At 71.4% G+C, this 12,738-nt stretch carries 10 protein-coding genes and 1 pseudogene; 5 read left to right on the top strand and 6 right to left on the bottom strand.

Translation table 11 applies throughout. The features are described from left to right. Nucleotides 1-11: 11 nt before the first annotated feature. The 3 genes and pseudogenes from ACZ4E1_RS08840 to ACZ4E1_RS08830 all read left to right on the top strand — a co-directional run bounded on the left by ACZ4E1_RS08840 (nucleotide 12) and on the right by ACZ4E1_RS08830 (nucleotide 4,064). On the top strand, nucleotides 12-1,601 hold the full coding sequence (locus tag ACZ4E1_RS08840; RefSeq protein WP_467537192.1) for an APC family permease: 1,590 nt from the start codon (nucleotides 12-14) through the stop codon (nucleotides 1,599-1,601). Next, the gene (locus ACZ4E1_RS08835) at nucleotides 1,598-3,184 is read left to right on the top strand and encodes a GMC family oxidoreductase (protein ID WP_467537191.1); all 1,587 of its coding nucleotides are present in this window, start codon (nucleotides 1,598-1,600) and stop codon (nucleotides 3,182-3,184) included. The genes ACZ4E1_RS08840 and ACZ4E1_RS08835 overlap by 4 nt, the downstream gene beginning before the upstream one ends. Nucleotides 3,185-3,310: 126 nt before the next feature. Further along, nucleotides 3,311-4,064: pseudogene (locus ACZ4E1_RS08830) on the top strand (class I SAM-dependent methyltransferase). 19 nt (nucleotides 4,065-4,083) lie between these two features. Here ACZ4E1_RS08830 and ACZ4E1_RS08825 read toward each other — a convergent pair. The 3 genes from ACZ4E1_RS08825 to ACZ4E1_RS08815 are packed head-to-tail and all read right to left on the bottom strand — an operon-like array spanning nucleotide 4,084 to nucleotide 6,854. Then, a complete protein-coding gene (locus ACZ4E1_RS08825) occupies nucleotides 4,084-5,139 on the bottom strand; it encodes an ABC transporter substrate-binding protein (RefSeq protein ID WP_467537189.1) in 1,056 nt (351 codons plus the stop codon). Between the two features lie 40 nt (nucleotides 5,140-5,179). Next, nucleotides 5,180-6,055, bottom strand: coding sequence for an ABC transporter permease (locus ACZ4E1_RS08820; protein WP_467537188.1), 876 nt, complete (start codon nucleotides 6,053-6,055; stop codon nucleotides 5,180-5,182). Beyond that, the gene (locus ACZ4E1_RS08815; protein ID WP_467537187.1) at nucleotides 6,045-6,854 is read right to left on the bottom strand and encodes an ABC transporter ATP-binding protein; all 810 of its coding nucleotides are present in this window, start codon (nucleotides 6,852-6,854) and stop codon (nucleotides 6,045-6,047) included. The genes ACZ4E1_RS08820 and ACZ4E1_RS08815 overlap by 11 nt, the downstream gene beginning before the upstream one ends. Nucleotides 6,855-7,068: 214 nt before the next feature. On the opposite strand from ACZ4E1_RS08815, the gene ACZ4E1_RS08810 reads away from it, so the two are divergent. Continuing rightward, on the top strand, nucleotides 7,069-8,715 hold the full coding sequence (locus ACZ4E1_RS08810) for an ATP-binding protein (protein ID WP_467537185.1): 1,647 nt from the start codon (nucleotides 7,069-7,071) through the stop codon (nucleotides 8,713-8,715). Beyond that, complete coding sequence (locus ACZ4E1_RS08805) at nucleotides 8,712-9,404, top strand: response regulator (RefSeq protein WP_467537184.1); 693 nt, start codon at nucleotides 8,712-8,714, stop codon at nucleotides 9,402-9,404. Before ACZ4E1_RS08810 ends, ACZ4E1_RS08805 begins: the two co-directional genes overlap by 4 nt. Nucleotides 9,405-9,426: 22 nt before the next feature. Here ACZ4E1_RS08805 and ACZ4E1_RS08800 read toward each other — a convergent pair whose 3' ends face one another. The 3 genes from ACZ4E1_RS08800 to ACZ4E1_RS08790 all read right to left on the bottom strand — a co-directional run bounded on the left by ACZ4E1_RS08800 (nucleotide 9,427) and on the right by ACZ4E1_RS08790 (nucleotide 12,650). Beyond that, the gene (locus tag ACZ4E1_RS08800) at nucleotides 9,427-9,654 is read right to left on the bottom strand and encodes a hypothetical protein (RefSeq protein ID WP_467537182.1); all 228 of its coding nucleotides are present in this window, start codon (nucleotides 9,652-9,654) and stop codon (nucleotides 9,427-9,429) included. A gap of 80 nt (nucleotides 9,655-9,734) precedes the next feature. After that, complete coding sequence (locus ACZ4E1_RS08795) at nucleotides 9,735-10,208, bottom strand: hypothetical protein (protein WP_467537181.1); 474 nt, start codon at nucleotides 10,206-10,208, stop codon at nucleotides 9,735-9,737. A 30-nt stretch (nucleotides 10,209-10,238) separates the two neighbouring features. Continuing rightward, the gene (locus tag ACZ4E1_RS08790) at nucleotides 10,239-12,650 is read right to left on the bottom strand and encodes a beta-N-acetylglucosaminidase domain-containing protein (protein ID WP_467537178.1); all 2,412 of its coding nucleotides are present in this window, start codon (nucleotides 12,648-12,650) and stop codon (nucleotides 10,239-10,241) included. Between the last annotated feature and the right edge of the window lie 88 nt (nucleotides 12,651-12,738).

Raw genomic sequence — 12,738 nt, 5'->3', positions numbered from 1 at the left:
AGGAGACGTCGATGAAGCCGACTTCCCACAGCAGCACCTCTGACGACAGCACTTCTGACGACAGCGAGCTCGCCGAGTTCGGGTACCGGCCCGAACTCAAGCGCACGCTCGGCAGCTTCCACACCTTCGCCGCGGGCATCAGCTACATCTCGATCCTCACCGGCACTTTCCAGCTCTTCTACTTCGGCTACGCGAACGGCGGCCCGGCCTACTGGTGGTCCTGGCCCATGGTGTTCGCCGGGCAGGTCATGGTCGCCCTGTGCTTCGCCGAACTGGCCGCCCGCTATCCGGTCGCCGGCTCGGTCTACAACTGGGCGAAGAAGGTGGGCAATCCGCACATCGGCTGGCTCGCCGGCTGGATGATGCTCCTCGCCTCGGTCGTGTCCATCGCGGCCGTCGCCCTCGCCTACCAGCTGACGCTGCCGCAGATCTCGTCCTTCTTCCAGTTCGTCGGCGACGGCACGGGCACGTACGACGTGGCCACGAACGCCGTGATCCTCGCTTCCGTACTGATCCTTTTCACCACGCTCGTCAACGCGTTCGGCGTGAAGCTCATGGCCACCATCAACACGGCCGGTGTCTTCATCGAACTGATCGCCACCGTCGTCCTCATCGTCCTGTTCGCGGTGCACATCGTGCGCGGGCCGCAGGTGGTGACGCAGACCGCGCACACCGGGGACGGCCAGTCCTTCGGCTATCTCGGCGCCTTCCTCGTCGCCTCGCTGGCCTCCGCGTACGTCATGTACGGCTTCGACACCGCGTCCTCGCTCGGCGAGGAGTCCCTCGACCCGTCGCGCAACGCGCCGCGCGCCATCATCCGCTCGATCGTCGCCTCGTTCGTCCTCGGCGGGCTGATCCTGCTGCTCGCCCTGATGAGCGTCTCCTCGCTGCACGGCGAGAAGCTCTCCTCGGACGGACTGCAGTACGTGGTGCTCGACGTGCTCGGCCCGACGGCCGGCAAGGCCGTGCTGTGGTGCGTGCTCATCGCGGTGACGGTGTGCGCCCTTGCCGTGCACACGGCGGCGATCCGGCTCGCTTTCGCGATGTCCCGCGACAACAACCTGCCCGCGTCCTCGCTGCTGGCCCGGGTCAGCCCGCGCTTCAAGACGCCGGTCGCACCGGCCGTGATCATCGGGGTGCTGTCGCTCGGGATCCTCGTCGTGAACATCCGCCAGCCGCAGATCTTCACGGTCGTCACCAGCATCGGCATCGTGATGATCTACATCGCCTATCTGCTGGTCACCGGGCCGATGCTGGTGGCGCGGCTGCGCGGCACGTGGCGGCCCGCCGACGGCGGCCGGTTCTCGCTCGGCCGCTGGGGCCTGCCCGTCAACATCCTCGCCGTGCTGTGGGGCACGGGCATGACCGTCAATCTGCTCTGGCCCCGCGCGGCCGTCTACAACGCCACCGCGCCGTTCCACTGGTACCTGCGCTGGGGCGCGTTCCTGTTCGTCGGCGTGATCGGCGCCGGCGGGTTCGTCTACTACTGGTTCGTCCAGCGCCACCGCACCTGCGTGCTCGCCGAACACGCCGCGCGGGCCGCCGAGTCCACTCCTCCCTCCCTCCCCGACGCCCACCCGGAAGAGGTCACCACCCGATGAGCACTGAAGCCGGCAACGACGCCACCACAGCCACCGATGTGTTCGACTACGTCGTCGTCGGGGGCGGCACCGCGGGCAATGTCGTCGCGGCCCGCCTGACCGAGGACCCGGACGTCACGGTCTGCGTCCTGGAGGCCGGACCGAGCGACGTCGGCGACGACAACGTGCTGCGGCTCGACCGCTGGATGGGCCTGCTGGAGTCCGGCTACGACTGGGACTACCCGGTGGAACCGCAGTCCAGCGGCAACAGTTTCATGCGGCACGCCCGCGCCAAGGTGCTCGGCGGCTGCTCCTCGCACAACTCGTGCATCGCCTTCTGGGCACCCGCCGAGGACCTCGACGCGTGGGCCGCCGGCGGTTGTACGGGCTGGAGCGCGGCCGACCTGTTCCCGCTCTACCGGCGTCTGGAGAACAACGACGCCCCCGGTGACCACCACGGCCGCTCCGGTCCGGTGAAGCTGCGCACCCTCAAGGGCGCCGACGACCCGTGCGGCACGGCCCTGCTGGAGGCCTGCGCGCAGGCGGGCATCCCGACGGCGCCCTTCAACACGGGGACGACGGTGGTGCGGGGCGCCAACTGGTTCCAGATCAACTCGGACGAGAACAACGTCCGCCAGTCGTCCTCGGTGGCGTACCTCCACCCGATCATGGGCCGGCGCCCCAACCTCTCCGTCCTGACCGGTGTCCGCGCCAAGAAGCTGGTCTTCGAGGGGCGGCGCTGCGTCGGCGCCGAGTACCTCGACCCGGACCAGATCCACACCCGCACGGTCCGCGCCCGGCGCGAGGTCATCGTCTCCTGCGGCTCGATCGACACCCCGAAGCTGCTGATGCTGTCCGGCATCGGACCGGCCGCGCACCTGCGCGAGACCGGCGTCGACGTCCTCGTCGACTCGGCGGGCGTCGGCGAGAACCTCCAGGACCACCCCGAGGGCGTCATCATGTGGGAGGCGAAGCAGCCGATGCCCACGCGGTCCAGCCAGTGGTGGGAGGCGGGCATCTTCTACGACACCGAGCCCGGCCTGGACCGGCCCGACCTGATGTTCCACTACGGCTCGGTGCCCTTCGACATGAACACGGCCCGGCACGGCTACCCCACCACCGAGAACGCGTTCTGCCTGACCCCGAACGTGACCCGCGCCCGCTCCAAGGGCACCGTGCGGCTGCGCACCCGCGACTACCGGGACAAGCCGAAGGTCGACCCGCGCTACTTCACCCACGAGCACGACGTCCGCGTGATGACGTACGGCCTGAAGCTGGCCCGGCGCATCGCCGAGCAGCCGGCCCTCGCCGGCTGGAAGGGCGCCGAGCTGGCCCCCGGCCCGGACGTGCGCACCGACGACGAGCTCCTCGACTACATCCACAAGACCCACAACACCGTCTACCACCCCGCCTGCACGGTGAAGATGGGCGCCGACGACGACCGGCTCGCCCCGCTCGACGCCCGCCTGCGCGTCAAGGGCGTCGAGGGCCTGCGCGTCGCCGACGGCTCGGTCATGCCGGACCTCGTCACGGTCAACCCGTGCATCACGACGATGATGATCGGCGAGAAATGCGCCGACCTCCTCAAGTCCGACCAGCACTGACCCCGCACCACCGACGGCCCGGGCCCCCTGCACGCCGACCGGCGCCAGGGGGCCCGCCCGCGCGTGCCATTTCGCGGGGCGCGTAGTCGGGCCCGGTCCGGGGCGGGCGCGGCGCAGGATGCCCGTATGACGACCGACACGCCCCAGGGCCTCTCCTTCGACCGGGCCGCCGCGCGGTACGCGGCGAGCCGCCCCTCGTACCCGCCCGAACTGCTCACGGTGATCGAGGAGTTGGCGGGGCGGCCGCTGCGCGGGGCGCGGGTGGCCGATGTCGGGGCCGGTACGGGGCTGGGGACCCGGCTGCTTCATGACCGCGGGGCGCGGGTCGTGGCGGTGGAGCCGGGCCCCGGGATGGCCCGTGAGTTCCGGCGCCGGCTGCCGGACGTCCCGCTCGTGCTCGGTGACGGCAACCGGCTGCCGCTGGCCACCGGCTCCGTCGACGTGCTCACGTACGCCCAGGCCTGGCACTGGACCGACCCGGGCCGCTCGGTGCCGGAGGCCCGCCGGGTGCTGCGGCCCGGGGGGGGCGCTCGCGCTGTGGTGGAACGACTCGGACGCGACGGTGCCCTGGATCGCCGACCAGGACGCGCGTCTGCTCCGCCTGTTCGACAGGAACGGCGGAACCGGGCCCGATCCACAGGCCCGGTTCCGCCGGCTGCCCGCCGGGGTCGATTTCGCGACCCGGCAGGTGAGGTGGTCCCGCGAGGTGCCGCTCGACGTGCACCTCGCGAATCTGAGCAGCTTCTCCGACTTCCTCGTGCTCGGCGAGGAGCGCACGGCCGCGTTTCTGGCGGCCGAACGTGCCCTGCTGGCCGAGGTGTTCCCGTCGGGCACCGTCGAGGAGCGCTACGTCGTCAGCCTCGCCGTCGCCCGGCCGTGACGGGTCCGGCCGTCACGGGTCAGCCGGCCTTCTCGACGAAGTCGGTCGTGTAGGTCTTCTTCAGGTCGATCGTGGCGTCCTTCAGGTTCGGGTTGAAGGACTTCAGGACGCGCTGGACCGTCGCGGGGCCGTCGGCCGGCATGCGGCCGTCCTTCGTGAACATGGGGAGGGTGCTCTCGATGGCCTGCGCGTAGAGGCCCTCGCCGCCCTGCGCGTAGTCGCTGGGCATCTTCGCGGCGATCTCCTTCGCGCTGTGCGTGGACATCCACTTGAGGGTGCGGACGAACGCGTTGGTGAGCTTCTGGACGGTGTCCTTGTGGCCGTTCACCCAGTCCGTGTTCATGTAGAGGCTGGAGGACGGGTACAGGCCGCCGAGGGCCTGCTTCGAGCCCTCGGGGGTGCGCATGTCGACGAGGACCTTGCCGAGCTTCTTGTCGAGGATCTGCGCGACGGTCGGGTCGGTGGTCATGCCGCCGTCGATGGAGCCCTTCTGCAGCGCGGAGATGAAGGTCTGGCCCGCGCCGACCGCCACGTTCGTGAACTGGTCGACGGCGACGCCGTCGTGGACGGCGAGGTACTTGGTGAGGAAGTCGGTGGAGGAGCCGAGGCCGGTGACGCCGAGCTTCTTGCCCTTGAAGTCCTTCGGGGACTTCAGGTCGCCCGCCGCCTTGTTGGACACGATCTCGACCTCGCCGGGCGTCTGGGCGAGCTGCACGACGGACTCGACGGACTTGCCCTTGGTCTGGAGGTCCAGGGTGTGGTCGTAGAAGCCGACGACGCCCTGGACGTTCCCGGCGACGAGAGAGGTCGTGGCGTCGATGCCGGCGGGCTCGCTCAGGAGCTCCACGTTCACGCCCTCGTCCTTGAAGTAGCCGAGGCGCTGGGACAGCATCGCGGGCAGGTAGATGACCTTGTCGATGCCGCCGACCATGATCTTGACCTTCTCGCCCTTGCCGCCGCCCCCGCCCTCGGTGGCCTTGGAGGAGACCTCGTCGGCGCAGCCGCTCAGCGCGGTGAGCGCGACGAGGGCCGCGGTGGCGGCCGTCAGACGGACGGTCAGCTTGTTACGGGACATGGGTGCTCCTGAGAAAAGGGGACGGAGGTGCGGAGGGAGGTCAACGGGCTTCCGTGGCGGCCGGCTTCCAGCGGAAGAGTTTGTTCTCGAGGAAGGTGAGCAGCGCTTCGGCGAGTAGGGCGACGACGGCGAGGATGACCATGGCCGCGTAGACGCCGGCGGAGTTGAAGGTGCCCTGGGACGCGGAGACGAGCAGGCCGATGCCCTTGGTGGCGCCGATGTACTCGCCGACGATCGCGCCGATCAGGGCGAAGCCGAAGCTGACGTGGAGGCTGGTGAAGATCCACGAGGTGGCGGCGGGGATGACGACCTGGAAGGTGACCTGACGGTCGCGGGCACCGAGGATGCGGGCGTTGTCGATGAGATGGCGGTCGACCTCGCGGGCGCCCTGGAAGGCGTTGAAGAAGACGGGGAAGAAGACGAGGACGACGGCGGAGGCGACCTTCGAGGCGGGGCCGAGGCCGAACCAGATGAGGAAGATCGGCGCGAGGACGATCCGCGGCAGGGCGTTGAGGACCTTGATGTACGGGCCCATGACGTCGGCCAGGAAGCGGACGCGGCCGAGCGCGATGCCGAGCACGACACCGGCGATGACGCCGACGACCCAGCCGAGCAGGGCCTCGTAGAGCGTGTACCAGATCTGTTCGAGCAGGGATCCCTGCGGCGTTCCGTGCAGGGCCCACTGCTGGATCTGGTCCCAGATCTTCGAGGGCATCGAGAAGTTGAACGGGTCGATGATCCCGGCGCGGGAGAACCACTCCCAGACGCCGAGGACGAACACGAGGACGGCGGCGCGGGCGAGGAGGACGACGGCGCGGCGGCGGCGTGCGGCGCGGGCCCGTTCGGCGGTGCGGGCGGACACCGGGGCGTCCGTCTTCGCGAGCGGTACGGCGCTCGCGGTGGTGTCAGGCGACATGCTGGGCGCCCCTTTCGCGGGTGATGCGGACTTCCTCGCCGAGCGAGGACCAGATCTCGCGGTAGATCTCGACGAAGCGGGGTTCCAGGCGGATCGACTCGACGCGGCGCGGGCGGGGCAGGTCGATGGTGAAGACCTCCTTGACCGTGGCGGGGCCCGCGGTCATGACGACGACCTTGTCGGCGAGGGCGATCGACTCCTCCAGGTCGTGGGTGACGAAGACGACGGAGGAACCGGTGCCGGCCCACAGCTCCATGAGCTCGTCCGACATGAGGGCGCGGGTCTGGACGTCGAGCGCGGAGAACGGCTCGTCCATGAGGAGGATCGACGGGTCGTTGACGAAGGTGGCGGCGAGGGCGACGCGCTTGCGCTGGCCGCCGGACAGCTGGTGCGGGTAGCGGTCCTCGAAGTCGGTCAGGCCGACGCGGGCCAGCCAGGCGCGGGCCCGCTCCTTCGCCTCCGCCTTGGGGACGCCCCGGAAGCGGGGGCCGGCCATGACGTTGGACAGGACGGTCCGCCACGGGAAGGTGGCGTCCTGCTGGAAGACGAAGCCGACCCGCTCGTCGATGCCGCGCACCGGGGTGCCGGACAGCATCACCTCGCCGTCGGTCGGCTCCTCCAACCCGCTGACGAGGGTGAGGGTGGTCGACTTGCCGCAGCCGGTGGGACCGACGACGGCGACGAACTCGCCCTGCTGGACGGTCAGATCGAGATCGTGGACGGCGGTGTGGGAGGCGCCGGAGGGGGTGCGGAAGGCCTTGCGCACCCCGCGCAGTTCGATGGCCGGACTGGAAGTCATGCCGCGGAACTTAGGAAGGGCCGGAGCGCGGCGGAAGTTTTCTCCGGCAACCGCGGATTGTGCGCGTAAAAGGGATTCTGCTCATTGTGCCGACGGCGGCGGCACCGGGTCCCGCCGGAACTCTTCCCAGGTCAGACCGGGCCGGTTACGGTGCGGACACCCTCGCGAAACGTCTGGTCGTGCGGGAAAGTTCCCGAAGGCAGGTGTCAGAAAAGTGGCCCGCTTGCGCATCGGCTGGCCGAGGCAGGTGTTCGCCCAGGTCCTCATCGCCCAGTTGCTCATCACGACCGGGGTGCTGCTGCTCCTCACGGGCCTGTTCCTGCAACCGCTGCGGACCCAGCTCGACGACCAGGCCGAGCATCAGGCGCTGGCCGTCGCGCAGACCACGGCGGCCGACCCGCAGGTCGCACAGGGGCTGCTGACGACGCGGGCCGACGCCGGCGGGCCGGTGCAGCGGCAGGCGGAGCGGACACGGCGGGCCACCGGCGCGCTGTACGTCGTGGTGATGGACCGGCGCGGGATCCGCTGGTCGCACACGGACGCACGGCAGGTCGGGCACCGTGTCTCGACGGATCCCTCGATCCCGCTGCACGGACGGGTCGCCCTGGAGGTCGACCGGGGCACGCTGGGGCGCTCGGCGCGGGCGAAGGTGCCGCTGCGGGACGCGACCGGCGAGGTGATCGGGGCGGTGTCGGTGGGCATCGCGTACTCCGGGGTGCAGGACCGGCTGCTGTCGGCGCTGCCCGGGCTGCTGCGGTACGCGGGGACGGCGCTGGCCGTCGGGGCGTGCGCCGCGTTCCTCGTGGCCCGCACCCTGCGCAAGCGCACGCACGGGGTGTCCGTCGCCGACATCGCGGCGCTGCTCTCGGAGCGGGAGGCGATGCTGCACGCGGTGCGCGAGGGCGTCATCGCGCTGGACGGGCGCGGGCGGGTGCGGCTCGTGAACGACGAGGCCGCGCGGCTGCTCGCGCTGGAGGACGGGGCGGAGGGGCGGGGCCTGGACGAGGTGCTGCCGCCGGGCCGCTCGCGGGACGTGATCGCCGGGGAGGTGACCGGGCGGGACCTGCTGACCGTGCGCGAGAACCGGGTGCTGATCGCGAACCGGATGCCGACCCCCGACGGCGGCGCGGTCGTCACGCTCCGGGACCGCACCGAGGTGGAGCTCCTGGGCCGCGAACTCGACTCCATCAAGGGCCTCCTGGACGCCCTGCGCGCCCAGGACCACGAGCACGCCAACCGGCTGCACACCGTCCTCGGCTTCCTCGAACTCGACCTGACCGAACGGGCGCGCAGCTACGTCGCCGGGCTCACCCGGGCGCGGCGCGCCTGCGCGGAGGAGTTCGCGGAGCGGGTGCGGATGCCGATGGTGTCGGCGCTGCTCGTGGGCAAGTCGGCGATCGCGTCGGAGCGGGGCGTGACCCTGCGCCTGTCCGACCGCACGCACCTCCCGACCGGGCTCATCGACGCGCGGGACGTCGTGACCGTGCTCGGCAATCTCATCGACAACGCGCTGGACGTGGTCGGCGGCGGGCGCACGGCGCGGCCGGTGGTGGAGGTGGAGGCGTTCGTGGAGCGGGACACCGTCGTCGTACGGGTCAGCGACAACGGGCCGGGCGTGCCCGTGGAGTTGCGGGACACGATCTTCCAGGAGGGCTGGAGCACCAAGGAGTCCCCCGCGCACCGCGGGCGCGGGCTCGGCCTCGCCATGGTGCGCAGTCTCGCCGAGCGCTACGGCGGCACCGCGCGGATCGCCGCGCGGGCCGGCGGCGGCGCCGTCTTCACGGTCACCTTCCCCGACATCGTGTCCCGGCCCGCGCCGGCCACCCCGCACCCGTCCGTCCTGGCTGGAGAACCCTCATGATCGATGTCCTGGTGGTGGACGACGACTTCCACGTCGCGGAGATCAACGCCGCCTATGTGGAGAAGACCCCGGGCTTCCGCGTCGCGGGCACGGCCCACACGGCCCTCCAGACCATGCGCCTGCTCGAGTCCCGCGAGGTCGACCTGCTCCTCCTCGACCACTACCTGCCCGACCGCACCGGCCTCGACCTCGTGCGGGCGCTGCGCCGGCAGGGCGTGCGCAGCGACGTCATCATGGTCACGGCCGCGCAGGACGTCGAGGTCGTGGAGGCGGCGCTGCGCTACGGCGTCCTGCACTACCTCGTCAAGCCGTTCACCTTCGACGGCCTGCGCTCCCGCCTGGAGAGCTACGTCGAACTGCGCCGCTCCCTGCGGGACGCGGGCGGCCGCACGGCGCCGGGACAGCAGCGCATCGACCGCATCTTCGGCGCGGTCCGCACCCCGCCGGGCGGCGCCACGCCCCCGGCGAAGGGCTGGTCGGGCCCCACCGCGGATCTGATCTACCAGGTCATCGCCCGCTCCGAGACCCCGCTCTCGGCCCAGGAGGTGGCCTTCCGCGCCGGCCTCAGCCGCTCCACGGCCCAGCGCTACCTCCGCCACCTCCAGGACACCGGCACCCTCCAACTGACCCTCCGCTACGGCGACGCGGGCCGCCCGGAGCACCGTTACCGGGCGAGCGGCACGCTCTGAGCGGAGCGCCGGCGGGTCCGTCTCAGGGCTTCGGGGCGCGGTGGAGCTTGATCTCGCGGTTGACGAAGAGGTGGACGTAGCCGCAGCGCCAGCAGATCAGGCCCGTCGCGGTCTCGTCGGCCCAGGCCAGGTTGAAGAGTTCGCCGCCGGTGCTGTTCAGTTTCACGCCGCGCTCGCGGAACAGGTCGCTCTCGCAGACCTGGCACGTGATCCACATCTCGCCGAGTGAGGCGCGTACGGGCTTGGCCATGGTCGTTCCCCCCCGTCGTTCGGTCCAGCGATCATGCCTTGGGCCCGCGCACCGGTGAAGCCACTTGAGCAACTCCTGAGCTACCGGGGCGGGAAGCGGAACGGGACGCCGAGATGCGTGGCCAGGGCCTGGCCGGCCTCGGTGGCGCGGGGGCCCGGGTTCTCGTGGATCAGTGCCAGGGAGGCTTCGCCGGGCGGGGAGTCGAGGACCGCGACGAGTTCCACGAACCAGTCGTGGACGGTGTCGCCGTCCCAGACGGCCTCGATCGCCACGACCCGGCCGGGGTGCGCGGCGGCGCGGGCCGTGAGGGCGGGGACGTCGAGGGGGTCGGGGCGCCGGCGCTGGACGCGATCGCCGAGCGTCTCGTAGCGGGCGGCGACCACGTCCTGGGCGGCGTTCAGGCCGAGCCCCTCGTGGCGCAGGGCCTCCCAGAGGGTGCGGACCGCGAACAGGAAGCGGTCACGCAGCACATCGGCGTCGACCGCGCGCCGGGTCGCTTCGTCGGCGCGGGCCCACCAGCCCGCGGGGGCCGGTGGGCCCGCGTCGTCGTTCATGCCGCGGATCTTGTCATGTCTGCGGGGCGGTCAGACAGCCGTGCCGTAGACGCCCATCTCGTAGATCGAGTAGCCCCAGGTCGAGTTGCGCTTGACGCCCTGCATGCGGACGTACGAGGCGGCCTCGCCGCCGGTGAGGCGGACGACGTCCGTGCCGCAGGCGGCCGGGGTGCGGGTGGCGGCGGTGGTCCAGTGGACGCCGTCGGCCGAGGTCTCGACGCGGTACTCGGTGGCGCAGGCGCTCTCCCAGGCGAGGGTCACCGCGGCGACCTTCGTCGGGGCGGCGAGTTTGATCTGCACCCAGGAGTCGTCGGCGTAGCCGGAGGCCCAACGGGTCTGGTTCGAGCCGTCGTTGACGTTGGCGGCCTTGAGACGGTCCAGGTTCTGCTCGACGCTGGAGGCGGTGGCGGTGCCCTTGAGCGCGAGGTTCTCGGAGCCGTCCGCGGAGCCCCACAGCTCGATCACCATGTCGGCCTGGACGAGGAACGTGTCGAGGACGCCGTCGGCGACCTTCACGGGCGCCTTGCCCCAGGTGTTGCGGGCGGGGTCGACCTTGACGGCAGCGGCCTGTTCCTGAAGCGCGCGGGCCTGGCCGAGGAGGGTACGGGCGCGGTCCTCGTCACCGTCGAGGCGGGCGGCGAGCGCGTCCAGCATGGTGACGGTGGCCTTGCCCCACAGTGCGGTCGCGTCGAGCCAGGGCCCCGCGTCGGTCACGAACCCGGCCTGCACGGAACCGGCGCGGATGCGCGCGGGCGCCGCCGCGATCTCCTGCGCGTAGGACCGCAGCCCGGCAACGGCCGCGTCCCGCTCCCCCGCCTTCCAGCGGGTCCAGAACTGATCGACGCGGGCGTCGAGTTGCGGCGCCTGCTCCTGCCAGGGCTTCGGTCCGAAGGTGGGCGCGAGGTGCTCCAGGTCGCCGAAGACCCGCAGCGCGCCGGCCGCTTCGCGGTCACCGCCCGCGAGATAGTCCATGGCCTGCTTCCAGGTGGCGTCCGCGTCGTAGGCGCGGTCGTTCCAGGCGAAGGAGGCGGAGCCGAAGACGGCGACCTTGCTGGCGTAGGGCTGGTTCATCGGGTTGGCGACGATGCCGCTGAGGTGCTCGGACAGGCCCGCCTCGCGCTTGTCGTACGGGGCGAGCAGCAGCCGGCCGCTGGTCTGGCCGTAGTCGTTGACCGGGTAGTTGTCCCAGACGAAGACCTTGCGGCCGAACAGCTGGGAGGCGGCGTCGGCCTGCGCGTTGGTGATGGACGGCGGGACGACGTCGGTGCCGGTCCACATGACGACGACGGCCGGGTCGAGCGTGGCGCGCATCGTCTGCTTGTACGCGGTGTCGGTGAGGTCGCCGTACTCGGTGGGCACCATCTGGAGCGGGTGCGCGCCCTCGTGCGTGGCGACGAAGTTCTTCTGGACGTCGTTGAGGAGGTCGACCTGGGCCTTGGCGGCTGCGGCGCGGCCGGGCGCCCCGTACGCGGTCTGGTCGCCCGCGCAGTTCCACTTGGTGTAGCTGATGTCGTCGAGCGGGATGGAGAAGGCCCGCACGCCCAGGTCGTAGACGGCCTGGAGCTTCTTCTTCAGGGCGGCGCGGTCGGCCGGGTCGGAGTAACAGATGGAGCCGCCCGGGGAGACGGCGAAGGTGAAGCGCACGTGGTTGGCGTCGGCGCGCTTCACCAGCTTGCCGAGCTCGTCGACCTTGTCGGCCGGGTACGGGTCGCGCCACTTGTCGCGGTGGTAGGGGTCGTCCTTGGGCGCGTAGACGTAGGTGTTGGCCTTGACGTCTCCGTAGAAGTCCATCTGGTCGAGGCGTTCGGCGGGCGACCAGGGCTGTCCGTAGAAGCCCTCGATGGTGCCGCGCAGCGGCATCGCCGGCCGGTCCTCGACACGGGCGCCCGCGACGCGCCAGACGCCGTCGGCCCGGACGAACAGCTGACGCAGGGTCTGCACGGCGTAGAACTGTCCGGCGGCGTCGGCCCCGGCCAGGGTCACCTGCCGGTCGTCGTCGCGGACGGCGACGCGCAGGGCGTAGCCCTCGGCCGCGTCGGGCGCCTCCGTGTCGCCGAGGGCGGCGGCGATGTCGGGGCGGTCGGCGGGGCCGAGCCGCAGGATCAACTGCCCGTGCGGCAGGGCCGCGCCGGGGGCGAGCACGTCGACGCGGTCGGCGCCGTGGGCCTTCAGTTCGCGCACGAGGCGGTCGCGGGCGGCGGCGTCGGTGCGGTCGTCGGCGACGACGGTGACGCGGCCGGTGACCTCGGCGTCGCCGCCCTCTCGGGCGATCTCCCGGGGCGCGGGTGCGACGGAGGGCAGCGGTTGCTCCGCCGGGCGGGCGTCACGGGAGTCGGGGGCGGCCGTGGCGAGGGGGCCGAGGGTGAGCTGGCCCGCGGTCAGGCCGGTGACGAGGAGAGCGATGCCGAGGAGGGTGCGGGATCTCTTGCCGGAGCGCTTCACGGGCAACACCTGTCGTTTTCTGCTCGGTTGACGAGTTCTCACATCAGATATGCGCAGGGGGCGGCCTGTGCGTCACCGTGGCACAGAG

Source organism: Streptomyces sp. NPDC025806 (assembly GCF_055558275.1).
Note: the sequence above shows the minus strand (reverse complement) of the source record. Positions and strands in the feature narration are given on the sequence as shown.

Excerpts from the sequence above, each read along its gene's own strand:
- ACZ4E1_RS08840 (WP_467537192.1), top strand. The coding sequence starts at position 12 with ATGAAGCCGACTTCCCACAGCAGCACCTCTGACGACAGCACTTCTGAC.
- ACZ4E1_RS08835 (WP_467537191.1), top strand. The coding sequence starts at position 1,598 with ATGAGCACTGAAGCCGGCAACGACGCCACCACAGCCACCGATGTGTTC.
- ACZ4E1_RS08825 (WP_467537189.1), bottom strand. The coding sequence starts at position 5,139 with ATGTCCCGTAACAAGCTGACCGTCCGTCTGACGGCCGCCACCGCGGCC.
- ACZ4E1_RS08820 (WP_467537188.1), bottom strand. The coding sequence starts at position 6,055 with ATGTCGCCTGACACCACCGCGAGCGCCGTACCGCTCGCGAAGACGGAC.
- ACZ4E1_RS08815 (WP_467537187.1), bottom strand. The coding sequence starts at position 6,854 with ATGACTTCCAGTCCGGCCATCGAACTGCGCGGGGTGCGCAAGGCCTTC.
- ACZ4E1_RS08805 (WP_467537184.1), top strand. The coding sequence starts at position 8,712 with ATGATCGATGTCCTGGTGGTGGACGACGACTTCCACGTCGCGGAGATC.
- ACZ4E1_RS08800 (WP_467537182.1), bottom strand. The coding sequence starts at position 9,654 with ATGGCCAAGCCCGTACGCGCCTCACTCGGCGAGATGTGGATCACGTGC.
- ACZ4E1_RS08795 (WP_467537181.1), bottom strand. The coding sequence starts at position 10,208 with ATGAACGACGACGCGGGCCCACCGGCCCCCGCGGGCTGGTGGGCCCGC.